This is a genomic window from Gluconobacter wancherniae NBRC 103581 (assembly GCF_007988885.1).
Classification (GTDB): Bacteria; Pseudomonadota; Alphaproteobacteria; order Acetobacterales; family Acetobacteraceae; genus Gluconobacter; species Gluconobacter wancherniae.
Genome location: NZ_BJUZ01000001.1, coordinates 980069 through 1004288 on the forward strand (window position 1 = coordinate 980069; position 24220 = coordinate 1004288).

The 24220-nt window shown below is 46.8% G+C and carries 16 protein-coding genes, 1 tRNA gene and 3 pseudogenes; 13 read left to right on the forward strand and 7 right to left on the reverse strand.

The features are described 5' to 3' along the window. The first annotated feature begins 271 nt into the window (after positions 1–271). On the forward strand, positions 272–1591 hold the full coding sequence (locus GWA01_RS04455; protein WP_146794406.1) for an ATP-dependent DNA helicase: 1320 nt from the start codon (positions 272–274) through the stop codon (positions 1589–1591). A gap of 19 nt (positions 1592–1610) precedes the next feature. Here GWA01_RS04455 and GWA01_RS13300 read toward each other — a convergent pair whose 3' ends face one another. Next, positions 1611–1739, reverse strand: coding sequence for a hypothetical protein (locus GWA01_RS13300; RefSeq protein ID WP_264818484.1), 129 nt, complete (start codon positions 1737–1739; stop codon positions 1611–1613). A gap of 273 nt (positions 1740–2012) precedes the next feature. On the opposite strand from GWA01_RS13300, the gene GWA01_RS04460 reads away from it, so the two are divergent. The 4 genes and pseudogenes from GWA01_RS04460 to GWA01_RS04470 all read left to right on the forward strand — a co-directional run bounded on the left by GWA01_RS04460 (position 2013) and on the right by GWA01_RS04470 (position 8369). Continuing rightward, positions 2013–4406 (forward strand): TonB-dependent receptor, encoded by a 2394-nt coding sequence (locus GWA01_RS04460; RefSeq protein ID WP_146794408.1) that lies wholly within the window; start codon positions 2013–2015, stop codon positions 4404–4406. A 219-nt stretch (positions 4407–4625) separates the two neighbouring features. After that, a pseudogene (locus GWA01_RS13175) lies at positions 4626–4847 on the forward strand (IS5/IS1182 family transposase); the annotation flags it as partial. 34 nt (positions 4848–4881) lie between these two features. Continuing rightward, positions 4882–5043, forward strand: a complete 162-nt coding sequence (locus GWA01_RS12960; RefSeq protein ID WP_186819452.1) for a hypothetical protein — start codon at positions 4882–4884, stop codon at positions 5041–5043. A 1112-nt stretch (positions 5044–6155) separates the two neighbouring features. Further along, positions 6156–8369, forward strand: a complete 2214-nt coding sequence (locus GWA01_RS04470) for a TonB-dependent siderophore receptor (RefSeq protein ID WP_146794410.1) — start codon at positions 6156–6158, stop codon at positions 8367–8369. A 102-nt stretch (positions 8370–8471) separates the two neighbouring features. Here GWA01_RS04470 and GWA01_RS13360 read toward each other — a convergent pair. Beyond that, a pseudogene (locus GWA01_RS13360) lies at positions 8472–8619 on the reverse strand (IS5/IS1182 family transposase); the annotation flags it as partial. Between the two features lie 403 nt (positions 8620–9022). Here GWA01_RS13360 and GWA01_RS04475 point away from each other — a divergent pair. From GWA01_RS04475 to GWA01_RS04485, 3 genes are all read left to right on the forward strand, one after another. Next, positions 9023–9107 (forward strand) — tRNA-Leu (locus GWA01_RS04475). 63 nt (positions 9108–9170) lie between these two features. Further along, complete coding sequence (locus GWA01_RS04480) at positions 9171–10037, forward strand: DNA/RNA non-specific endonuclease (RefSeq protein ID WP_228118355.1); 867 nt, start codon at positions 9171–9173, stop codon at positions 10035–10037. Positions 10038–10077: 40 nt separating this feature from the next. Then, on the forward strand, positions 10078–11058 hold the full coding sequence (locus tag GWA01_RS04485; RefSeq protein ID WP_146794412.1) for an MBL fold metallo-hydrolase: 981 nt from the start codon (positions 10078–10080) through the stop codon (positions 11056–11058). Positions 11059–11062: 4 nt separating this feature from the next. Here GWA01_RS04485 and GWA01_RS04490 read toward each other — a convergent pair whose 3' ends face one another. From GWA01_RS04490 to GWA01_RS04510, 5 genes and pseudogenes are all read right to left on the reverse strand, one after another. Further along, a complete protein-coding gene (locus GWA01_RS04490) occupies positions 11063–12499 on the reverse strand; it encodes a chloride channel protein (RefSeq protein WP_146794414.1) in 1437 nt (478 codons plus the stop codon). Positions 12500–13265: 766 nt separating this feature from the next. Continuing rightward, positions 13266–14165 carry a fructose bisphosphate aldolase gene (locus GWA01_RS04495; protein WP_146794416.1) on the reverse strand — a complete coding sequence of 300 codons (900 nt, stop codon included), beginning with the start codon at positions 14163–14165 and terminating at the stop codon, positions 13266–13268. A gap of 216 nt (positions 14166–14381) precedes the next feature. Beyond that, positions 14382–15026, reverse strand: a pseudogene (locus tag GWA01_RS13400) (IS481 family transposase); the annotation flags it as partial. 57 nt (positions 15027–15083) lie between these two features. Beyond that, a complete protein-coding gene (locus GWA01_RS04505) occupies positions 15084–16403 on the reverse strand; it encodes an amino acid permease (RefSeq protein ID WP_229315989.1) in 1320 nt (439 codons plus the stop codon). A 149-nt stretch (positions 16404–16552) separates the two neighbouring features. Continuing rightward, complete coding sequence (locus GWA01_RS04510) at positions 16553–17434, reverse strand: LysR substrate-binding domain-containing protein (protein WP_146794420.1); 882 nt, start codon at positions 17432–17434, stop codon at positions 16553–16555. Positions 17435–17637: 203 nt separating this feature from the next. Here GWA01_RS04510 and hglS point away from each other — a divergent pair, with 203 nt between their 5' ends. The 5 genes from hglS to gloA2 all read left to right on the forward strand — a co-directional run bounded on the left by hglS (position 17638) and on the right by gloA2 (position 24139). Beyond that, entirely contained in the window at positions 17638–19035 is a 1398-nt protein-coding gene (gene hglS / locus GWA01_RS04515; protein WP_222592698.1) for a 2-oxoadipate dioxygenase/decarboxylase HglS, read from the forward strand. Between the two features lie 106 nt (positions 19036–19141). Beyond that, positions 19142–20665: an L-piperidine-6-carboxylate dehydrogenase gene (amaB, locus tag GWA01_RS04520; RefSeq protein WP_146794422.1), complete on the forward strand. Its 1524-nt coding sequence runs from the start codon at positions 19142–19144 to the stop codon at positions 20663–20665. 186 nt (positions 20666–20851) lie between these two features. Next, positions 20852–21592, forward strand: a complete 741-nt coding sequence (locus GWA01_RS04525) for a dienelactone hydrolase family protein (RefSeq protein ID WP_146794424.1) — start codon at positions 20852–20854, stop codon at positions 21590–21592. A 511-nt stretch (positions 21593–22103) separates the two neighbouring features. Next, complete coding sequence (locus tag GWA01_RS04530; RefSeq protein ID WP_146794426.1) at positions 22104–23396, forward strand: NAD(P)/FAD-dependent oxidoreductase; 1293 nt, start codon at positions 22104–22106, stop codon at positions 23394–23396. Positions 23397–23740: 344 nt separating this feature from the next. Beyond that, a complete protein-coding gene (gene gloA2 / locus GWA01_RS04535) occupies positions 23741–24139 on the forward strand; it encodes an SMU1112c/YaeR family gloxylase I-like metalloprotein (RefSeq protein ID WP_146795537.1) in 399 nt (132 codons plus the stop codon). Positions 24140–24220 lie beyond the last annotated feature (81 nt).

Consider the following 24220-nt stretch of genomic DNA (forward strand, 5'->3'; position numbering starts at 1 on the left):
GTCTTCCAGTTTCCGGAGAGTTCAGGCAGACATGACGGAAGAATTCGAAATTCACGGCCCGGTAAAAGGCTTCAAGCTGATCTCCAGCTGCATCATATGTCATACCCGATAACGGCATGAGGAATGGCATCGTAGAAAGCGCATCAAAACCAGAGTGTTTCCTCCCCTAACTGACTTTTGGGAGGGTGTAAAAAAGCCTGAAGTCTGCCAAAAGAGCCCCGAAGACGCATTAATGCATGCAATATCTGGGGAAGGGGGCGAAAGACAGATCATGGTGGCACTTACGACCTCCCAGACGCGGGCACTTGAGGAAATTATTGCGGCACAGGCTTCTGCGCGCCCCACGCATCTACTGACGGGGTATGCAGGGAGCGGAAAAACCACGTTGATGCAGGCTGTTGCGCGTCACTTCCAAGCCCAGAACCTTGTGGTGGTCATTACTGCGCCAACCCATAAGGCAACGGCGGTTCTTCGTTCCAAAGTGGATAAGGAGATGGATTGCCGGACGATCCAGAGTATTCTCAGCCTTCAGCCCTCTGCTCAGGGAGCCAAAACCTCACTGGTCCGCTCCAAGCGCCCTCAAACTATCGCTGATGGCGTGGTGATCGTGGACGAGTGCTCGATGCTCTCCGCTGAGTTGATGAACTGGATCCGCGAGCTTCTGAAATATTGCTTTGTGCTTTTTGTAGGCGACCCTGCTCAGCTTCCACCTGTGGGGGAAGGTGCGTCCCCGTCCTTCTCCGTTCCATCCAGATCTCACCTTGATACAGTCGTACGCCAGGCTGCTGATAATCCCATTCTTGCAGCTGCAACAGCTATCCGTAAAAATCAGGGAAATGCACCAGACTGGGGTTGGGTCAAGGCCGCAAAGCACGGGCAGCTTGGCCTGTTCGTGCCAAAAGATACAGAAAGTTGGCTGCGTAAAGCGTTCCTCTCGGAGGCGTTCGACGCGGATAATGACTGGTGCCGTTATCTGTGCTGGACAAACGAGCGTGCCAGTCAGGTCAACCAGATGATCCGTCGCTGGCGATATGGAGACGACACCCCCACTCCCTTTATGCCGGGAGAGCGTGTTGTTTCTCGGTCTCCCGTTTCTCGCCAGAGTGAGGAGGGCCCACGTTTATGCATTGTTACGAATGAAGAAGTCATGGTTCTGGCTATTCGTGAAAGCAGGCTTGGTTATGCCTTTAAAACCTGTGGCGATTTGCCCGGTTGGTCCACAAACATTCCATCCTGGGAAATTACTCTTCTGAGCTCATCTGGTGAGGAAGTAACCGCGCATATGCCTAAGGACCAGCGGGATGTCGATGCTGCGGACAGACGTCTCGTTCGCGAAGCGAAATCTCAGCACAAGCGCTGGAATCAGCGGTTCTCCTTTTTAAATTCACTCCTCAAGTTACAGCCAATCTACGCGATGACCGTACACACATCGCAGGGCAGCACGTTTACGAATGCGTTTATCGACCTCTCCGATATAGGCAGGCGAGCAAGCGAAAATCCGTTAGAGACACAGCAGCTCTGCTATGTAGCCATCACCCGCGCCACGGACATGGTATTTCTTGTAAATACGCGTGGCATAAGTCACGCATAGAGATTCTACTCTCGGATTATTATGCGCAGCCCTGAAGAAGGGCCTCCAGACGCTCCATAAAGAGCGGAACGAGCGGGTTGGTGTTGCGAATATTATCCACGATCGAAATATGCTGCGGCCAGAGACCAGCTTCTTTAAAAGACAGCAATTGAAGTTTTTTTCTCGCGCTGATCGGTGATGATATTGAGATCCGTGGGAAACGTGATTGTTCCGCCTGTCAAAGTCATCTGGCGCATGAATTCTATTGAGGTGATCAGGGCGGCAATGAGTGCGCTCTTTTCGGCACAGGGATGATGCAATAATTCGTCTTTTGTATTGATGCCATAGACTGTTACGGTATCGGTACGGAATCATTCTGCCGTTTTGTTAAATGCCTTTGTTCTTTGCCTATAAGTTCCCGCTGCAGGAGAGCCCCTTAACCATGCGCCCATTCCGATCTGGATCGCTATCATCCAAGAAAGCGTTGATGTTGGTCTCGTGTCTGGCGGGCGTGGGCTCAGCAATGCTCCTTCTTTACCCGGACAAAGCCTTGGGTAGGACGTCCGTTAAACACACGGCCAAGCACGCCCCTAAATCCAGCACAGCATTTGCCGCGAAGCCGGTTGCAGCACCGCATCGCCGTCTGTCCCCGAAGGATGTAACATCCTCCAAGGATGAGGTGGTCAGCGTATCCACGACGCGTCATGCGAATAGTCGTGGCGGCGGAATGATGCGTGTCGAGACTGCTCCTTATGGCATTCAGACCATCAGCAAGCAGTTCATTGAAGCCCGTAGCCCCACGAGCACAGCTCTTGACCTCATCAAGAACCTGCCGAGTGTAAACGTTTCCACACCAGACACATCAGGTATGCAAGGCGGTTCGATTCAGAGCCGAAGTCTGACAGATGCCGACATGGCGCTGATGATGGACGGGGCCCCTGCTGCAAGCGCCGCATATATGGCTGAGAACGTTGACTCCGAAAACCTTGATAGCGTCAGCATTCTTCCGGGATCCTCTCCAATTGACCTTCCTGCTACGTCCGCTGCTGCTGGGGTGATGCAGGAGACTACCCATGATGCACAGCACAAGCACGGCGGCATGATGGATTTCTCCTATGGCACCAATAACCTGTCGCGTGAGTTCATTCGCCTAGAATCTGGCGATATCGGAAAGACAGGTCTTCGCTCGTATATTTCGTTCTCGAACACGCATGCGCGTTCGTGGATGGGAGCTGGGATTAATGAGCGTCGCCATCTCGATTTCGGAATTCGCAAGGACTGGCAGAACGGCTCTTTTGCGAAGCTCTTCATGTCATGGAATAGTGAAGACTTTACAATTGATCGTTTTCCAACTGCTGCCCAATTCTATAATTACAAGCATACGGGGCAGGGGTATGGCCGTAAGGCCGGATTCGATGCTGCGGGGAATGATTACTGGAAGAATAACATTGATCATTGGAACCAGATTTTTCTGACTGCTCCAATGCACTTTGTTTTGACACGAAAACTGAGCTTTGATCTTCGCCCTTACTACAACATTGGTAAAGGATGGGATGGCTCATCTAGCGGGTTTGCTGCTGTTGGTAATACAACCACTAACTATCTGGGGACACCGATTGCTGCCGGTACTCCTCTGACAGGTTATTACCTTCAAAACTATGCCCGTCAGGTCGGTGCTACGGCCATTCTCGGTTACGACATTGATAGCCACAACCACTTCGAAGTGGGCTACTGGTACCAGAACCAGAACTATCTGCAGCATTTCCCCGTAAGCATTACAAATGCGGATGGTTCAAATCCGAGCCCAAACGCGCTCGGATCACAGATTTATTCCGGAGGCAAACGTTCCTTTTCCGGAAACAGAACCGGCTTCGAAATTCATTCGCTCTTTCTTGAGGAAACAGCGAAGTACCTCAAAAACAAGCTGATCCTGAATGCTGGCTTCAAGTATGTCATGTCAAATATGTGGTATGATCGTTACCCGGCAAACAGCCAGGTCGGTCAGAACCTAACCGCACCGCTGCCACATTTCTCGGCAAGCTACATCATCAACGATCATCATCAGGTTTATGTGAACGCCGAGGGTGACTTCCGGCAGCCCTCTCCGTCGGGCATTGCGAACTCTTCAATCACGGGAACCCTTCCCAAGAACCAGTATTCTATCAAGGAAGAACTGGGTTATCGCTATCACGACAACTATATCGTCGCTGATCTCGCACTGTTTAACTACAATATTACAAATCGTCTTCTCACGACGTATATCGGAAACGGTCAGTCTGGCGTTGTTAACGCAGGCAATCAGACGGCCCGTGGTTTTGATGTCATGCTTTCTGCGCAGCCGCTTTATGGCTTCAGCCCATATGTTTCATTCGAATATCTGAATGCTCGTATGGACTCTAACCTGGCAGCTCAAGATGTTTATGGCGTCATGTCCTACATGCCGACAAAGGGCACTCAGGCACCGCAGTCTCCGCATGTTCTGGCGAATTTCGGCCTGACATATACCAACAAGGGCTTCTTCGCGAATGGCACAGTCCATTACACTGGGCCGCAGTCTGTCACCCTTGCAGGCGACCAGAGAATTCCTGGTTATGTCACCGATACGCTATCACTTGGGTATCATTTCAAGCCATTTTACTACGCCAAGTCCCCGACAATCCGTCTGAACTTCACGAACCTCACGGGCTCGATCGTTCGGACCGGTTCAAATGGCGTAGGTAACAATGCCTATGCTGTTCGACTATTAAACGGCAATATGACGAAGACCGCCAGTTCTGCACAATTTTATGTAGAACCGCGTTTCAGCATGACCGGAACGATCTCGACGTCCTTCTGATCCGAAACCTTTTCCTTTATCAACAAATAATAACCCCCCGTCTTTTCAGGTAGGGGGTTTTCTGTTCGAAAAACTACTCCTGCTTTCAAAAAGCTTGGGCTCAGGACCCATTGATTCGATTACGGAAATCTAATTCAGGCTCTACAAAAAGACTGAAAATAAGCGGTCTGTTTTAGCTGACGAACGAACAAAGAGCGTCTCTGCGACAGCCCGATGGATATCAGTGATTACACCGGAGCCTCTGCTCTGCTGGACAGCCTTTGCATGGCGCAAGGGATGCTGACGAACCGGAGTTGTGATGTTGTCTGGTTCTGAGATGCCTTGGAGAAAAAAGAGATCAGGCCCCGCATACCAGGTAGAAAATCCCGCAGAAAACCAGTCGAATACGACGCCCGAAAATACAAAAGACGCAATCGCGTCGAAATCATGATCGGCCGCCTCCCTGCCTCCCCGCTTTTTGTCATTTGGTAATCAGGTGCCTGTTGTTTCAGCAGCCGTACTGCTCATGATTACACCGTCTGCTGCTGAGTTCGTTCACAATCTGGCGCCTGTGGCTGGAGACGTTGTCTACTGGAAAGTAGACACGTTCGAGATGGAAGAGCCATCGGACGCAGGACCTCTTTATGAGTCTACCTGAAACCACACGACTTTGCAGGTCTCGAAAAAGGATCGCGGATATAAATATGTGCAGTGCTAGTATCCAGCAGAGCATACACTGGAGAAGGTTGCAGAAATACACGTCCTATTTTCCGGTGAACTGATGATTCATTTTGAATTCTTCTCGATGGCAGTGAAGCAGTGTAGCTCAGTCCGTTGTAGGGATGAGGACCGCCTGAATGAGCTCATCGCTGAGCGTGTACGACTGGATATTAACATTGTAAATCTATATGTGATGACGATCGAAGTCGGCGACATGCACCGCGTCGCCTCGCCGGATATCACAGCCGTAAAGAAGTGCTACAACCAAATGTTGTTACTCAATCCCGGTAAGGTGATATGTATGACAGTTGTATTGATGGCTGAATAAATCGAACAGTTTCTCGATGCTGATTTACACGGCGGCTTGGCTGTAAGTATCTGAATTAGAGACCCACATATGCCTGCAACGCTGGCACAATGAAGGCAGGGTTATAGCGTTCTGCTCTCAAATCTTGGCAAGCCTTTCCCATTCCTGGGCCTCCTGCAGAAATTGCAAACGGCAAAAGTGGCGGAGCAGTGCTCGATGGCCTTAGTGAAGTCTATGAAAAATCAGGTGGAGATGTTGAAGCGCTTTAGGTGAGTGGGGCGCAAATTGCGCTAAATCTGGCATAAAAGCACAATTGCCAGTTCGCCTTTATGACGAATGATACCCCTCCATGTGGGAGCACCTTCACCTACGAAGGGACTTTCATCGGCTTTTTTGGAACGCCACTGCGTTAGCATCTACACATCATCCAGTTTCGCCGAACTGGAACTGCGGGTGGAGAGCAAAAAATAAACTCATCTTGATGTGATAATTTTGCAACATTCACTCAAAGCAATATGGCGCTGTTTCTCTTTTCATAGAAAAATGCTCGGTTAGAGCGATCCTTAAAAATGAGAGTTTTTCAATAAAATTCAATTAATTAAATACTTTTTCTTTATTCATAATTTGTCATGATTCCCTGCATTTTGTTTTTAAATTTCTCTCAAATCATTTGTAACTAAAAATACGTATTGCGAATCATTCTTATGTTCAACATTCTCCCGCTTCCAAAAGGGAACTGTTGAATGAAATCCAGAACGTCATGCCGTTGTGCCGGTACTATAGCGCTCAGTTTGATCCTCAGCCTGAGTACTGCATTGGCAGCCGATGACAGCGCAAAACACCTTGAGAAGCATGCAAAAAAAATGGGAAGCAAGGGCAGGGCGGAAAATATTCTCGTAAAAGGAAAAAAGACGTCTACCGTGGCCTCTGCGGGAACGAAATCCGATAAGCCACTTGTTGAAACAGCTCAATCCGTGACGGTTATTGATCGTCATGAAATGGATATTCGGGGTGTTTTGAATCTGAGTCAGGCCGTGCGCTACACTGCTGGCGTATCACCAGATCAACGCGGCTCAACGGCTTCACGTTATGACATGTTTGCACTTCGGGGCTTCACTGTTCCCAATTTTCTTGATGGCCTCAAGTTACAGGATAGCCCTACCGGGTACGCTACAGCCCAGATAGACACCTCGCGGCTCGATCGAATTGAGATTCTGAAGGGGCCAGCTTCCGCGCTGTATGGACAGTCGAGCCCAGGAGGGCTTGTAGCGATGTCAAGCAAGCTGCCGACCTCTGTTCGCTCCTATGGAGGACTGAATGCGATGGGTGGTAGCTTTGATATGTATCGCGTTGATGGTGATGTTGGAGGCTTTCTTACGAAAGACGGCTTTGTACGCTATCGGCTCTATGGAACGGTCAATGGGTCACACAGCCAGCTGAGCCAAACCAAAAGCCGCCGATACAGCATTACTCCTGCTATTACGATAGGCGGAGACAGCAACACTACGCTCACCCTGTTTGGCAATTACCAAGATGATCCCAAAAACGGTGCTTATGGTTCGGTGCCTCTGGAGGGGTCATTGCGTACAGCTGCATTCGGCCGGATCAAACGAAATTTCTATGATGGGGATAGAAATTTCGAAGAATACAAGAGACGACACTGGTCTACGACATATATCTTCAATCATAAATTCAATAATGACTGGGCGTTCTCCACGCGAGGACGATATGATGACGTAAAGTCCATTTATGAAAGCGTATATAGTTACGGGACCTTTCTCGACCCCGAGACCTCTATCCGTGATTTCCAGCAGGAGGCACTCGGAAATTTCAGCCGTGGAACTGCCTATGCCAATGAGCACCTGAAAAATCTTGCATTCGATAGTCAGCTTACGGGCCATTTTAAAACAGCTTTCCTCAATCACTCCGTCATGGCTGGATTTGACTATCAACAGAGCCGCGCCACTGAACTGGCGGGGTTTGGATCAGCGCCGAGCATGAACGTCCTGCATCCAGTCTATAATCAGACCATCACACCACCCGCTATTTCGAACAATTATCTGACCAAACAACATCAGATTGGTGTGTACGTGCAGGATCAGGTGGATATCGGGAATCTTCATCTTGCAGGCAGCCTGAGAAATGACTGGTATCGTGGCAATCAGCAGGATTTTCTTAATTCTGGTAACGGTAGTCGCCAGACGCCTGATAAAATTACATGGCGTGCTTCAGGGCTCTATCATTTCAATTTTGGACTGGCGCCATACATCAGCTACTCCACGTCATTTCAACCCCAGTCGGGTGTCGTGTCCGATGATGGCGGCCGTTCGACACGGCAGGCTGACCCTACACAGGGCAAGCAGCTTGAAGGGGGATTGAAATATCAGATCCCCGGCCTGCCTGTACTTCTGACTGCAACTGGATTTCATATCGAGCAGACGAACGTCCTGACGGCTGTTCCGAACGGCAATTACAGTGTTGAAAATGGAAAAGTGCGCTCCAACGGCTTCGAGTTCGAAGCACATGTGAGCGTATATAAGGGGCTGACTGTTGTCGCGGCGGTGAGCGCACAGCGGGTCAAGGATCTTTCTACTGGCAAGCCACCTGTTCAGGTCGGGAATGGCGGAGAATCTGTTTTCGCATTTTACACAATGCAGTCTGGTCCACTGAAGGGATTAGGCTTCGGAGGAGGGCTACGTCACGTCGATAGTTCCTTTGGTGGAACTGCTTCATACGGTGATGTACGTGTCCCGGCATACACCCTGTTCGATGGCTCAGCGAGCTATGATCTTGCCAATCTCGGGCAGATCTACAAAGGCTGGAAAGTTCAGGCCAGCGTTCGCAACCTTTTCAACAAAAGGTATGTGGCAAGTTGTTATGGCTATGCACCATATGATGAGTGGTGCTGGTACGGTGAGCGTCGTTCAGCCCAGGCGAGCGTAGGGTATAGCTGGTAAACGACGACTATCTGACTTCTACTGAGATAGAGTGGAAGTCAGATCTGCTTTTTTGACCAATCAGGTCTTATGAAAAAGATTGTTCGCAGGCTGAAGGCTATAGGGGCTCCATGGCTTTGCGTTTTTTTAGAGGAAGTATGAAAGCCCGAGCATTACGTCCGGCAATGACTTCATGGGATTTCCTTGTATCATACGCGCCATCAGCCGTGACATTGGCGATAGTCTTTTCATCGGGAGTTTGCCCCAGAAGCATCGACATAATTCATCGTCTGTAGCAGAACAAAACCGAACGGAACCTTTAGTGTCAGACAAGTATGGATCGCAGCATCGCTGCAACCCGACTGAGGCGACGACATCCCGCCGGAAGGCCATCCTAATATGGATGGGTGAAACCATACCGTCAGAAATCTACGCTTCTTCGGTGTTTGGTAGCGCGTGGTTTGCGGGTCGCTCACGAAAACCAGCTAACACAGAATCCAAACAGGGAAGCCCTCCCGCGTATTAGCGCAACAAAGCCTATCTGTGTCTAAACTCCATCATGAATATGCCTCCAGCCATGGAGGCCATATAGTATACGCGGCTCATCCTGAAAAACTTTTGAACTCAGGGAGTTGCATTGTTGCGCAGAACCGTTTAGATCAGCCCTACAGTCTGCGGGCATGGTGGAATTGGTAGACACGCCAGATTTAGGTTCTGGTGGCGCAAGCTGTGGGGGTTCAAGTCCCTCTGCCCGTACCAGATTGATCTGTTTTCATCACCTGTCAGATCCAGATGTTCTGAACTGCGGCAGATGACTAGTCTTTGAAAAATTTCACTCATATCTCGATCGTGTTTCTTATGTTTGGCGCACGTGCCTATGCGGCGCAGTGCCCAGGTATTTTTGCCAAGAACGAAGCCCCTGCCATTCTTTCTGAAACAAGCAGGATTGGCACTGTTCAGCTTTGCAATGCCAACTACGCCGTCCTTGTGTCGGAACGAACCAAAGGGCCACTTTGGTCTGCTGAGGATCTCACGGAAGAATCCTTGGAAATCGCAGACAAGACCCCGAGGCGCAGTAGTTTTTACGCCGATATGCGCCTGCCAGCAGCGATGCGGGCAAGTTTAAGTGATTACCGCTCCACAGGATATGATCGCGGGCACATGACGCCAAGTGGCGATGAGCCTGGACTGAAATCCCAACGGCAATCTTTTCTATTATCGAACATTGTCCCCCAGACCGCAGAACTCAATCGCGGACCATGGGAGGGTGTTGAGAGCGCTGTTCGTGGCTGGGCCCGACAGGAGGGAGAAATTTTCGTCGTAACGGGGCCAGGATATGATCCGGAGCATCAGGTCGCGATGGGAAAGGGCCGACTTCCTGTTCCGACCGTGACCTGGAAAGCGATTTATGATCCAGCATCAAATGGCACCGGGGCATATGTATGCCTGAATACAGGTCATCCCACCTGTAAGGTTACAACTGTGGCCCTTCTGATCCAGCTCGTGAATATTGATCCGTTCCCAGGGCTGCCTGCGACTTTGAAAGAGCATGTGGTCGGAATGCCTCCAATTAGGGAAAGCCCCTATGCCTTATCCAAACGTCCTAACGGTAAGAAACTTTTCAAAGCCTGGAGTTCAAGGGCGACGCAGAAAGCTATTAGGGCTCTTGTCAAAGCGCTCGTTCAGTAAAACTCATACGCTGACACCCTTAAGCTGGAAGAAATCCTTTATGTGGCAAAAATTCTTCGCTCTCGTGCTTTTGGCGTTGCCGCTCCCCGCTTTCTCTCAAGGCTTTTCCGTTACGGTTCTTGGCGCTCGTGGAGGACTGGAAGATGGTAATCTGAGCGCATATCTTGTTCGCCCCTTGAATGAAGATACGGGTGTATTATGTGACGCAGGCACAGTCCTAAATGGATTAGAAGTATCTGAACAAAAAAATGCTTTCCAATTCCTGGACAAAAGCAATAAAAAAACTGAAAATCATGTTGAATATGTTCTCCATAACGTTATTCGTGCATATCTAATCAGTCATTCTCACCTTGATCATGTTGGCGGTTTAGTTGATATTTCACCCGATGATAATCATAAACCGATATTTGCATTGAAATCAGTGAATGACGTGATGTCACGTGACTTGTTCAATGGCGAAGTCTGGCCGAATATGGGCAATAGAGGAAAAAATCCTCGGATTGGCGTTTATGAATATCACGATCTAAAACCAAACATAGCGACGGACATTCCAAATACAAGTTTTCATGTGACGGCATATCCATTGAGTCATGGCGGTGTGGAATCAAGCGCATTTCTTCTGGAAAGTAAGGGAAGTGCAATACTTTACCTTGGAGATACGGGAGCAGATGCGGTGGAAAAAAGTCATAAATTGCTTCAGCTTTGGCAGGCTGTGGCGCCTTATCTTCGAGCCAGAAAGCTTAAAGGAATTATTATCGAGTGTTCTTACGATAACTCTCGACCCATTCATCTTCTTTTCGGTCATCTCAAATCGGAGCTTTTACTTCAGGAGTTGACTGCTCTACGTAACGAAGCAGGCGTATCTCTGAAGGGGCTTCCTGTTATTGTCAGCCATATCAAACCCTCATTGACGTCCGCAGAAGCCTCCGAAACAAGAATCATGCGCGAATTGTCATCCGGGAACATACAACATGTTCGCTTTATCGTTCCAATTCAGGGGGAAGTCATAAAGTTGTATTGATATATCATTTTTTATGAGGATCGGATATTTGAGAAACATTAGCAGCTGCTTTCGCAGCTCTCTCTGTCGCCTCCATAAAGCGATCCGCTAATGTTGTATAAAGAGGGCGAGGACAAACCATCTTGGAGACACCAAAAGCCAAAAAGGAAGTCGCTAGCAAAGCAAGCGTGACCTGCTGATTGTCGCAGATTTCCATGACGATGATTGTTGCCGTCAATGGAGACTGCGCAACGCCACAAAAATAAGCGACTGTTCCCAGAAGTACCACTGCTCCAGGTGCAGTATGTGGAAGAAACTGCTCAATCCATCCCCCAATCCCAGCCCCGATTGCAAGAGACGGTGCGAACATGCCGCCCGGTATGCCGGAGCAATACGAGACAATCATCGCAAGGTACTTCAAAATAAAGAAAGACGCTGGATAATGTTCGGTTCCATTGAAAATAGCATGGGCCTGCGCATAGCCTGTTCCATATGTTGAACCATTGGAGCCGATACCAATTATTGCAAGAATGAGTCCACATGCTGCCGCAAAGGCGATCGGTCTCTGAGCTCCAAAACGTCCAATCCAACCTGGGATACCTTTGGAAATCCGTATCAGAATTGCTGAAAAGCCACCACCAGCCAGACCGCCAAGAATTCCGCAGGTTAATACTGCAATCCAGGCGGTTCCAATTGGTATCGTAACGTCTGCATGGCCGAAATAGGTGTAATTTCCCAAAAGGGCGATTGCAGTAACACCGGACAAAACAACGACTGTCAGTGTTCGACCTGAGGCTTTTTGTTCGAAAGAGTGCGAAAGCTCCTCAATGGCAAAAACGATGCCTGCCAAAGGAGTATTGAATGCTGCAGCCATACCGGCAGCCCCACCAGCCAGAATCATGCTGCGCCTGGCTGCGATGTTTGATTGCCCTAAGAATCTTGAAAAGGCGTGCATGATTGATGCACCAATTTGTACACTCGGGCCCTCACGACCGATAGAAGCACCGCAGATCAACCCGAGAGAGGTAAGAAGAATTTTCCCAAGGGAAATTCTTAATGATAAGACACGATCTACCATCGAATAATTATCTATGTGTAGAGTAGCTATTGTTTGCGGGATCCCGGAACCCTGAGCCCCTTTGAAAATGGTACGTGTCATCCAAGTGATGAATGCCAGCCCCACCGGTGTCACGATAAGCATGACCCAAGGGTTCCAGCCTATAATTTCGCTACGTGAATCCGCCGCCCAGTCTCCAATTTTTGCGAATACTACAGAAATGACACCGATCAGCACGGCCCCAATCCAGTACACTACGGCTTTCCGCCATTGAGAGGTGGTAACTTTTGCAGAGCGCCGGAGGTGCAAAATGCGGTCTTTTCGCCGCAGCGCATGAGTCGATCTTACTGTAGGAGACGGCGAATATCCCTGTTCGGAATCACAGGAAGGCGGCGAGGCAGTCATCGACAAGAGTCCGGATAAATAGAATTTCGCCCCGGACTGCTCCGTATTTTTAGACTGGTCAAGCTTTCGCGTAGAGTTTTCTTGGATTTCCTTTAACTAGACAGTTGGTCGTAGCATCTCGAACACGCTCTTATGCAAGACCTCATAATCCTTAGCTTGATTTGCTCTTAAAGTAGGCTCTGCGGCCGTCATATCATATGCACCCTGTTCTGCCGTGTCCGTACGAGCATGGATGCCGACAAACTCACTCAAGGCCCATCCAGCTTTCAACAGTATCTTCACATGCATTGGTCAGTCGCACTAATTAGTTTAGACGGCACTCGAAGTGAACCGGATTTTGGAAATTCGGGGTACTGAAAAGTATTAAAAAATATAAGTGAGAATATTCCTATTTCCTTTTTTATTTAAGGTGGATAATTAACCCAGAAGGGCTTGATCTAATGATTGAATTAAATGGATTCTACCGCAGACTACAGCTGTTCTGTAATTTTATCTTTTGTGGTGTAAGATCGAAGACATCAATCGGTGGAATGGGATACACAGTCTCTGTTCGGAACCCTCCTATCATGGCTTCAACATAACCTCGCATAACTGACGTATGCAATAATTCTTCATAAATTAAATTCGTTGAAAGAAAATAATTCTGAAATTATTTATATTCATCGAAATATCTTTGATTTTATGAGTGAATATTATTCAAACTATAAATAGTTTTCATAGATCAAGCGTCAACAAATTTACATTTGTAAACGCTTGATTTCGTATTTTATTCTACTTTATTCACGGAGGCATCATAAATCTCATTGACGACTTTCTTTAAAATGCCATCAAATACTGTATTGGACTGACTTGCCCGCAGATCTTCCATCAAAGCTCTGGAAAAACTTGCAATCATGTTATGATTTTTCTTGAGCTTAATGCAGGCTTCATCAAGAGAGTAGCCACCAGAGAGAGCTACAACACGTTGAACTCTTGGATGTTTCGCGAATTCGGCGTAGAGGTCGGCTTTTTCGGGGATGGTGACTTTGAGAATAACTTTCCCTTGCCCGGGAAGCTTCTGAAGTCCCTGCGTAAGTTCTTCTAAAAGAATATTTTCTGCCTCGGCTTTTTCAGGACTTTGAACGAGGACTTCAGGCTCAATGATTGGAACAAGCTGATGAGACAAAACGGTTTCAGCTACTTGATATTGCTGATGAATAATTTCTGAAATGCCATTTTTATCTGCAAGCCGTATAACGGAACGTTCCTTGGTGCCATATATCCCAAGTTTTGCTGCTCGTGATAAAAGAGAATTCAGATCAGGAATGGGCTTCATGAGTTGAACGCCGTGTTCCTCCGCCTCCAAACCTTTATCAATCTTCAGAAACGGAACTATTCCACATTTATCCCAAAGGTAAGAGGGAACTGGCATAGTATCTACAAGCCCATCCATCGTCTTTTCAAAAAGGATCGCAGCGATAACTTTATGATCACTGAAGGCTGGAGACTTGATGATACGAACGCGCATTTCGTGCATTAATGCGAACATATCCTGTTCACTGGAATACGCGCCTGGTTCGATGCCATAATGGCCCAGAGCTTTTGGGGTAGAGCCACCACTTTGGTCTAGAGCAGCAATAAATCCAGGCGCCTGAGACATCTGCTGCGCCATTTTCGTATTCGACATGATGATCATATCCTTAGCCGTTCTCAAGTTCGAACTAACGGTTGAACACTCGGAAAGGTGCTGACGGGTTTCATCACATTTCGGATGCTTTGCTCATCATATGAACGAGATATTTGAATGAGCGCTGCAGTTTTGTTTCAGTAGCATGATAACAAACTGAGGTGCACCTTTTGCAGCCTGCGAACATCAAGCGACTTGGCTTTGTCATTTGCTTCAGAAGCATTTAGCGGTTTCTTGCTTTATCCTCTGGTTTATCCGCTCGACCTGACCGTTCGTCCACGGATGATTGGTCTTTGTCAGGCAGTGTTCGATCCCGCGGGATTCGAAGATCTGGTTGAAGCGCATGGAACGCGACTAGGTCGTATGAGGTCGGCTTTTTCGACCGATTGTATGACAGCGAATGTGCCTGTCCGGTCGACGCCAACGAAGAGGTAAGGCTGGCCTTCAGAGGTCTGAATCCCCGCGATATCGAGATAAAAGAACCCAATAGGGTAACGTTTGAAACGCTGTTGTTTGGGCTTGTCTTCCTCCATGTCCGGAAGCCGTGAGATCTCGTTGTGTTGAAAGCAACGATACAGAGCCGAGCATCTCGGATGAGAAATTCCAATCTGCAATGCATCAAGACAATACCCAGCGGCAGCAACGTATGGCGTCGAACTGCTTCGTTCGTTCTGCAAAAGAGCATTGGTCGTGACTCTTTAGGGCTAGCTTACTGATCCTCAACCGCCTGACGCTTCAGCCACTGTTTTCGGGTTGATCCCGAACTTATCGCTCAGCCCCGAGAGCGAAGCTTGCGATTGTTGTATTGCTGGCTAGCGCAGCCTGCGTGATGGTGGCACTCCCATGACGCCTTTTTTCCATAAGACTTCTTTCTACTCACGTGAAAATATCACATCATCAAACCACGGGACTAAAAAACTAATTTTTACACCATATTATTTTGCGCGCCATGGCAATTAAAAGAAATAATATTGCAGTTCCAATACTTGAAATGGCGATTAATCTTTGCTCATCACTAAACATCATAACCAAAAATACAAAGAATATAGCAATAACCACACCAAAATTTATCAAAAAATAATTATTTTTAGGTTTCTTCCGTTCGTTTCGTAGATAAAAATGAGCAATCGCGATCATACCATAAACAATGAGTACAACCCCTCCGCTGCAATTAATAATAAACGAAAACATGATATTTGGAGAAATAATTGAAGAGAATGCAATTATTATTCCAAATATTGCACTAAATACCAAGGCTGCAGTGGGGGTTCCATAACGGGATTGAGCCATAAGAATTTGCGGCGCGTCTCCTTTTGATGACAGTTCATGCAGGACACGTGAAGTAATATACATTGATGAATTCAGACATGAAAGTATCGCTGCAAGCACAACGCAGTTCATTATGAATGAGGTGCCGGGGATTCCAATAATTTCCAAGGTAGAGACAAACGGTGAATATCCCGACTTTATTGATTGCCAAGGAACAATGAGAAGAATAAGTAAGAGAGAAGCTAGGTAGAAAATTGAAATTCTTATCCCAATTCCACGAGTCACGCGCGCTATTTCTTGTTGTGGCGCATCGGATTCTCCGGCAGCTACCGTTCCCAGCTCTGCACCTAGCATGGTAAAAAGCGCAGATGGTATGGCAGCTATGGCAGCAGAAAATCCCATTGGGAATATTTCAAAATTCGCTGATACCGTTAAATTTGAGGTTGAGTGATAGAATAATTTTACCAAAAGATACCCAGAGCAAACAATAATAAAAAGAATTATAGATAACACTTTTATCGAAGAAAGCCAAAATTCAACTTCACCAAAAATATGTACCGCTCCCATATTAATAATAAATAGAAAAGAAACAATCAAGATCGCAAGAATCCAAATGGGAATTGGAACCCATGCATCCATAATTACTGCACCAGAAATTGCTTCACTTCCTACCACGGAAACCCAGAAAAACCAGTAGAGCCACCCCGATACGAACGCAGCTTTGTCTCCATTCCCAGCGCGGATATATTCAACAAAAGATCCACGACCAGGTTTCGCAATAACCATTTCCCCCAACATGCGCATAACAAGAAATACGAGAATACTTGTTGCCAAAAAAGAAAAAATAACTGCCGGACCGGCCTGAGAAATAGAAGAACTACTTCCGACGAAAAGGCCTGCGCCAATAGCGCCCCCTAGCCCGATCATTGTAATGTGCCGTGACTTAAGAGGAGAGGTTGGTGTATTCACTGATCATCCTTATAAAGGTATAGAATATGACAAATGGAAATTATAAATTTCATCCGATCAATCATATTTATTCGTTATGATGCACGAAATTTCCATACCTCTCAATACTCGGAAATATATTTAAAATATCACTTTCATAATTAATAGAACTAATTTGCTAATAGCCATTTTTTAAATATCATAAAAGAGTTGGTTAATCCTCGTGAAGTTGGATTAACTAAATAATAGCTACCTTCGCTTTCCAGAGGATTCGCAGGTAATTCAAATAGTTGACCATTTCTTAATTCACGCTCTATAAGAATTTGCGGTATTAAAGCCACCCCATCTCCATAAAGAGCCGCGCTTACAACAAAGCTGAACTGATCAAACAATGGGCCATGAAGTGACGGACGATAGATTTTCTGAGCTTCAAACCATCGTTCCCAAGCATCCGGCCTTGAAACAAGATGTAGTAGCGGTACGGTAGCTAGGTCATTGCATTTAGATGATTTTATTTTTTCGAAAAGGGAAGGTGAACATACTGGAATCACGCGATCTTCCATCAAAAATGAGATTTCTGCACCAGGCCATTCAGCCTCTCCGAAGTGAATGGCTGCATCAAGATTTTCGCCCGAAAACTCGAACGGTTGCAGTCTCGTATAAAGGTTTACTGTGATATTAGGGTGCAGTGTTTTGAAGCCTCCAAGTTTAGGGATAAGCCATTGGGTGCTCAGAGTTGGCAGGACCCCTAAATTAACGGTACCTCCAATTGGATTAGCTCGAAACGCAAGTGTCGCCGCTGAAATATGATGCAGCGCTTCGCAAATTTCTCGCGCGTAAGCCTCTCCTGCCTTCGTTAAAAATACTGCCTGCCGATCTCTAACGAATAGTTCGGCTCCTAAATGTACTTCCAAAGCACGAATATGACGACTTACAGCACTTTGCGTTAGGCAAAGCTCATTTGCGGCGGCTGTAAAACTCTTGTGACGAGCAGATGCCTCGAAAGAACAGAGCAATGTGGTGGATGGGAGGAAACGTCGCGCGATGGCCATGGAAACTTTCGTTAAACCTATAACGGAAGATGCTCTTATGACTGATCATTCGTTATAGGTCATTCCAAAATGGACTGATGTCAGACACCATTATCGTTTGAAGCTTGGTATGTTCCCGCTAAAATCTTCAAGTCGGCAGCGATCGGCTGCTTGAACGCAAGTTGTGATGCACGGCAGCACTCAGGGTGAGGTCTTTTGTTATTATGGTGAGTGGCCACGTATCTTCCGACGAGATCAGGTCTCGCTTTTCGTCCGCTATGTCGAAAATGTATCGCCACGAGGTGCCTCAATACGACACGCTACTCGGTATTGTAGAAGATGTAAATAGCGATATTTTAAATAACAATACAGAAATAAAAGAAAAATTACAAAATGATGGAAGTATAAACCGTCTTAATGTCGAAAGGCACGGTGCAATAAGGCTGGGAAGTCCATCGGAATTGAATAATTGTAGGCGCCTTTTCGCCATTATGGGCATGAGGCCCGTTGGGTACTACGATTTGTCTGTAGCAGGGGTTCCAGTTCACTCCACTGCCTTTCGACCCACCAATGCAGTGGCATTGGAACGCAACCCTTTCCGTATATTCACATCTTTGTTGCGCATTGAACTTATCGAAGACCCATCTTTAAGGCTAAAGGTAGAGAAAATTTTAAATTTAAGAAGTATTTTTAGTAAAAAATTAATAAACATGATAGATTCATTCGAAAAATTTAATAAATTAACCTCCGATGAGGCTGATTTATTCGTTGAAGAATCTATTAATGCTTTTCGTTGGCATCAAGATACACCTGTTAGCCGAGATATGTACGAGGAGCTTCATAGAGAGCATCCACTGATCGCTGACGTTGTATGTTTCCGTGGTCCTCACATAAATCATTTAACACCAAGAACTTTAGATATCGATCGAGTTCAAAATGTAATGCAACAGCACGGGATCACCCCCAAGGCGATCATTGAAGGGCCGCCAAAACGAAAGGTACCTATACTTTTAAGGCAAACCAGTTTCGTAGCCTTAAACGAAGAAATTACATTCATGGGAGGAGGCGAGGGTACAGTAGGAACTCACACCGCCCGCTTTGGAGAAATCGAGCAGCGTGGAGTAGCACTAACACCCAAAGGACGAGATTTGTATGATAGCCTCATAGAAAAAGCAAAAAGTGGGAAGGGAGACGAATATTCGTCAATTCTAAAAGATTTATTCAAAAAATTTCCCGATGACGAAGTAATTTTGAGGCGTGAAGGATTATCTTTTTCCCAATATAAAATTATTGATAATAAAAAAATAAAAAAATTCACTGATAGTCTGCAGGAATTAATTGATACAGGGGCCGTGGAAGCAATACCCATTACATATGAAGATTTTTTACCCATTAGTGCGGCTGGAATTTTTCATTCTAATCTCAATGATCAGCCTGCACAAACTTACTCAACTGGCTCGGCTCGTGATGCTTTCGAGAAAGCCCTAGGGTGTGGAGTGCTGGACGAAATGGTTCTTTATGAGAAAATACAGAATAATTCTATTGAAAGTATTGAAAAATTATTGGGTAGGCGTTTGATAGATATACCCCCCACAACAAAGCTGCCCGATGTTGAAAGTTGAAATTTCTGGCGTCAACATTGTCATAGATGAATGCCAGAAGTCGGTTTTAGAAGAAGATACGGATGGGTTGTTCCGCGTTTTCTGTTACCCTTGTTAGGAATTAAAAATGTCTTTTCACCTCGACGTCGAAATCAAAGCTCTACTTCAAGGCATGGGCGTAGCAGAAAGCGAGTTTTCTGGCGGAACTCTCATTGTACGCTCTCCACTTACGGGGGATGTCCTTGCCAAGGTTCCAGAAATTTCCTCTGAAAAAGCCATTGCGGCAATTTCCTCATCTTCTGAAGCTTTCAATGAATGGCGTAAGATTCCCGCTCCACGTCGTGGGGAACTCGTTCGGCTGCTGGGTGAAGAACTCCGCGCCAACAAGGAAGCTCTAGGGCGGCTTGTTACTCTTGAAGTGGGCAAGGTACCCTCCGAAGGCCTCGGAGAGGTGCAGGAAATGATCGATATCTGTGATTTTGCTGTAGGTCTATCCCGGCAGCTTTATGGTCTCACCATTCAGTCAGAGCGTCCTGATCACCGATTGACCGAACAATGGCATCCTGCAGGCGTCGTCGGCATCATCTCGGCATTTAACTTTCCTGTTGCTGTCTGGGCATGGAATGCGGCGCTGGCTTTGGTTTGTGGCAACACAGTCATCTGGAAGCCATCAGAAAAAACCCCGTTGACCGCTATAGCGACACAGGCTCTGTTCCTCAAAGCCGCAGCTCGCTTTGGCGCAGAGGCACCAAAAGCTCTTAGCACTCTCCTTGTGGGCGGGCGGGAGATCGGAGCACTGCTAGTGGAAGATCAGCGCGTACCAGTAGTTTCTGCTACGGGATCCACCCGGATGGGTCGTGATGTGGGTGAACGCGTGGCCCGCAGGTTTGGGCGCTCTATTCTTGAGTTGGGTGGGAACAATGCATCTATCGTAACACCATCAGCTGATCTGGATCTCACGCTACGCGCGGTAGCTTTTGGAGCCATGGGGACGGCTGGGCAGCGCTGCACTACGCTCCGTCGCCTTATTGTGCATAGCAGTGTGTATGAAACTCTCATTCCAAAACTTGTAGGCGTTTATAACGCGATCAAAGTAGGCAATCCCGTTGAAAGTGACGCGCTTGTAGGCCCACTGATTGATCAACTGTCTTTTGAGGCAATGCAGTCAAGCCTCAAGGCGGCCAGAGAAGCTGGGGGAACAGTTCATGGTGGTCAGCGCGTCAACATAAATGGCGATGCTTCATTCTACGTTCGTCCGGCACTCGTCGAAATGCCATCACAGACTGGTCCGGTTCTTGAGGAGACCTTTGCGCCAATTCTCTACGTCATGAAGTATGAAACTCTTGATGAAGCAATTTCACTTCAAAATAGCGTGGTGCAGGGACTTTCGTCGTCCATTTTTGCAACAGATATTCGAGAAGTAGAGCTGTTTCTTTCGGCTCAGGGCTCTGATTGCGGCATTGCCAATGTGAACATGGGGCCATCAGGCGCCGAGATCGGGGGAGCATTTGGTGGCGAAAAAGAAACTGGCGGCGGCCGGGAATCTGGATCAGACGCGTGGAAAGCCTACATGCGACGCCAGACAAATGCAGTTAATTACGGGCGCACGTTACCACTCGCCCAAGGCGTAAAGTTCGATGTGGGCGGCTGACAGTTTTTATAGGGCCTAATCGTATCCCACCGCGTCGGGTGTTGTTGGTTGTACCAAACATCGCGCCATTAACACTCGGCTTCGCTTTCATGTGAATACGTTCCCTACTTGACACTTAAGCTCTTCATGTAACGATCCAGCCTACACCGAGCTGATGAATGTTTTTTTAAACGGGCTGGATCGATTATGTTGATACGCACAGATGAGGTAGTGGACCTGGAAACACCGTCTGGTCCCATGCGGGTTCATGTTTCCATCCCTTTAAATGAGGGAACGTACCCCGCGATTATTCTTTACTCTGAAATCTACCAGGTGACTGCACCGATCCAGAGGCTTGCTGCCATGATTGCAGGGCAGGGATACATGGTGGTAACTCCCGAAATCTATCACGAATACGAACCTGCTGGCCGTGTTTTGCCTTATGACAAGGATGGGACTGATAGAGGCAACGAATTAAAATATACAAAAACAATTCAGAGCTTCGACGATGATACGGAATCTCTTCTTGAATGGCTGGACAACAATCCAAACTGTTCAGGCAGTATTGGTTCCTTTGGAGTTTGTCTCGGAGGGCACTTATCTTATAGGGCCGCATTGTTTTCCAAGGTTAAATCTGCTGTGTGTTTCTACGCCACAGACATTCATTCGGCGACATTAGGATTTGGAAAAAATGATAACTCTTTGGAGAGAGCATCTGATCTCAAAGGAGAACTCATGATGGTCTGGGGCAGATCAGACCCACACGTCCCTTATGCTGGACGTCGAAAGATACGAGATGCACTGGAAGAGGCTGGAGCACGGGTGGAATGGCACGAAGTTGATGGCCAGCATGCGTTTTTAAGAGACAGTGCGCCTCGTTTCGATGCCGCATTATTCCTTAACTATATGGCCCTTACAAATTCATTTTTCCAAAAAACGCTTAGATGAAATCACATATTGATGACTTGAAGGGGAGTTTGGCCGCTAATCGTTGGAGGGAGTGAAACTCTATCGTTAGCAAAAGTCTATGATCATCTTACTTTCAATGAAAAATGCATGTCGGAAAGCGGATAACAGTGAAATCAAAATCTCTCCTTGATCCCAATTTGCGATATTCCATAATTTATTTGGAGATAAATCTGCATTAGAAAATATCATGAAGAACTAATTTTTCATAGATATTATAAAAATAAAAAATAATAGATAACTATATTTAATAAATTAATCACAAACCAACATATTTGATTTATTTTTTTATTTTATTATTTTAACAAAATATGTATTTACAAATTATATTTTAAATAATCATATCACCAGAATATTACTTTCTTATACTTATCTACACTCCTAAACTTTATTCAGATGTTCAATCACAACAATGTCATGTTTTAAACAAATATTCGGATATCCCGGGTATTTCCTGACTGACCCACTCATGTAAAGGGGGGCTTAAAGACCTATGATATCCAAACCCGAAATACTTATTGTTGGCGGAGGGGTGGCTGGGTTGTCGCTCGCCACACGTCTTGGAAAATCCATGGGCAAACACGGAAAAGCCCGCATCACACTTATCGACAAGAGCTTTTCTCATGTTTGGAAACCGATGCTACATTGTTTTGCATCAGGGACCATGCAAAACGAAAATGATCGCATCAACTTCATTTCACAGGCAAGCGGTCATAATTTTGAGTTCTGGCCGGGGGAAGTTGTTTCAATAGACCGTGTGAGACAAGAAGTTGTTCTAAGCCCGCTTTGTGCTGCTGATGGTACCGTAGTCTTAGAAAGCCGAACAATAAAATATGATACGATTGTTATAGCGATTGGAAGTTGCGCAAACGATTTTGGCACACCAGGAGTTAGAGAGAACTGTCTTTCAATTGATAATCTAGTAGAAGCAAACGCATTTAACGAAAAATTCCGAATGGAGCTTCTGCGCGCTTTTGCCAACAACTCGGAACTCGACATCGCGATTGTTGGGGGAGGGGCGACAGGGACGCAACTTGCAGCAGAGCTTCATAAAGCTCTTGAAATAGTGGGGCCCTTTAACCTGCATGCATTCGGTAAGCCGCCACCGAAGCTCCGCGTTACCTTGCTTCAGTCTGGTCCAAGGATACTGCCAGCTTTTCCTGAGTCGGTTTCTGCGGCCGCGCAAACGGAACTGGAGCGCATTGGCGTTACAGTTCGCACGTCTGCCAGAGTTGCAGGAGCGAATGCTACCGGGTTTACGCTAAAAGACGGCACTCGCGTTTCAGCCAAACTTCGCGTCTGGGCTGCGGGGGTGAAAGCGCCAGAGGTTACGACAACTTATGGAGGGTTGGCTCTCAACAACACGGGGCAAATCCTCGTGAAGGCCAATCTTTCAGCGATAGGTGATGAGCATATTTTTGCCCTTGGTGATTGCTCCTATATTGATGGTGATCCCATGCCCGCAACAGCTCAGGTTGCACAACAACAGGCCCGTCATCTTGCGCGCTATCTTCCTGCCTGGATTGAAAAGGGCCAAAAAATCCCTCCATGTGTTTTCCACAACAAAGGAGCAATCGTAGCCTTGGGAAAATATAATGGCTGGGCAGCTCTGCCTGGAGGAACAGTTTGGGGGGGCGGTTTCTCTCATGGTCTTTCCGCCCGTATCGCGCATTTACTTCTATATCGTCAGCATCAAATGGAACTGTATGGATTTTATAGAGGGTTGATGTCTTGTTTTTCGGATTGGGTAGATACTTTTATCAGACCATCAATTCGCCTTGATTAATGTTTATGAAATTAATGAATTATAATTCATAATATTAAAAACAGATTTGGTATACTAGTGGGATGACAAGCGTCGCGGTGCCATGCTCCCGAGACGCTTGTAGAAACTTTCGGCAAACCCGTTGTCGCTGACAATCACCAGCAATTTGACACAGCGTTCCACCAGAATCGTTAATTCCCTTGCCACACGTCTGGAACTAAACCGCGACAAGTCCAATTGGTAAGTGCTGTTTTATGATGCCGCCCCCTCTCGCACTTGCAATTCTGCGTCAATTTCAGAACGGTTTATCTGGGTCGTAGTGGCATTGCCGCTGATCGGATCATATTGTGAAAAAGGTAGAGCAAATGGATCAGGCTTCAGGCAATATCTTAGGGTTCCACCATGTCGCCATAATAGCGTCCAATTATCAGCGCTCTCGGCATTTTTACGTTGATGTACTGGGTTTTGTTGTCATCGCTGAAAATTTTCGTGCCGAGCGTAACTCTTGGAAGTGCGATCTAAAGATCGGGGAGGCGCAAATCGAACTTTTTTCCTTTCCGGAAGCTCCACCTCGGGTATCACGTCCAGAAGCTTGCGGCCTACGGCACTTGGCGTTTTGCGTTAAGGACATATCCGCAACGATAGAGCATCTTAAGGGCTATGGAGTAGAATCAGAACCCGTTCGAATAGATCCGTATACAGGCCGACTCTTCACTTTTTTCTCAGATCCAGATGACCTTCCTCTAGAACTTTATCAGGTTTGAGAAGTGTTTATGCGCCTAGCTGCTATGGTTCCACTCGTTTTTATTCTGAGTGCCTGTGCCAACGGTTCATACAAGCCACCA

What these genes read in the sequence shown, in the direction of transcription:
- GWA01_RS04455 (WP_146794406.1), top strand. Translation starts at nt 272, where the DNA reads ATGGTGGCACTTACGACCTCCCAGACGCGGGCACTTGAGGAAATTATT.
- GWA01_RS04460 (WP_146794408.1), top strand. Translation starts at nt 2,013, where the DNA reads ATGCGCCCATTCCGATCTGGATCGCTATCATCCAAGAAAGCGTTGATG.
- GWA01_RS04470 (WP_146794410.1), top strand. Translation starts at nt 6,156, where the DNA reads ATGAAATCCAGAACGTCATGCCGTTGTGCCGGTACTATAGCGCTCAGT.
- GWA01_RS04485 (WP_146794412.1), top strand. Translation starts at nt 10,078, where the DNA reads ATGTGGCAAAAATTCTTCGCTCTCGTGCTTTTGGCGTTGCCGCTCCCC.
- GWA01_RS04490 (WP_146794414.1), bottom strand. Translation starts at nt 12,499, where the DNA reads ATGACTGCCTCGCCGCCTTCCTGTGATTCCGAACAGGGATATTCGCCG.
- GWA01_RS04495 (WP_146794416.1), bottom strand. Translation starts at nt 14,165, where the DNA reads ATGTCGAATACGAAAATGGCGCAGCAGATGTCTCAGGCGCCTGGATTT.
- GWA01_RS04510 (WP_146794420.1), bottom strand. Translation starts at nt 17,434, where the DNA reads ATGGCCATCGCGCGACGTTTCCTCCCATCCACCACATTGCTCTGTTCT.
- hglS (WP_222592698.1), top strand. Translation starts at nt 17,638, where the DNA reads ATGGTGAGTGGCCACGTATCTTCCGACGAGATCAGGTCTCGCTTTTCG.
- amaB (WP_146794422.1), top strand. Translation starts at nt 19,142, where the DNA reads ATGTCTTTTCACCTCGACGTCGAAATCAAAGCTCTACTTCAAGGCATG.
- GWA01_RS04525 (WP_146794424.1), top strand. Translation starts at nt 20,852, where the DNA reads ATGTTGATACGCACAGATGAGGTAGTGGACCTGGAAACACCGTCTGGT.
- GWA01_RS04530 (WP_146794426.1), top strand. Translation starts at nt 22,104, where the DNA reads ATGATATCCAAACCCGAAATACTTATTGTTGGCGGAGGGGTGGCTGGG.
- gloA2 (WP_146795537.1), top strand. Translation starts at nt 23,741, where the DNA reads ATGGATCAGGCTTCAGGCAATATCTTAGGGTTCCACCATGTCGCCATA.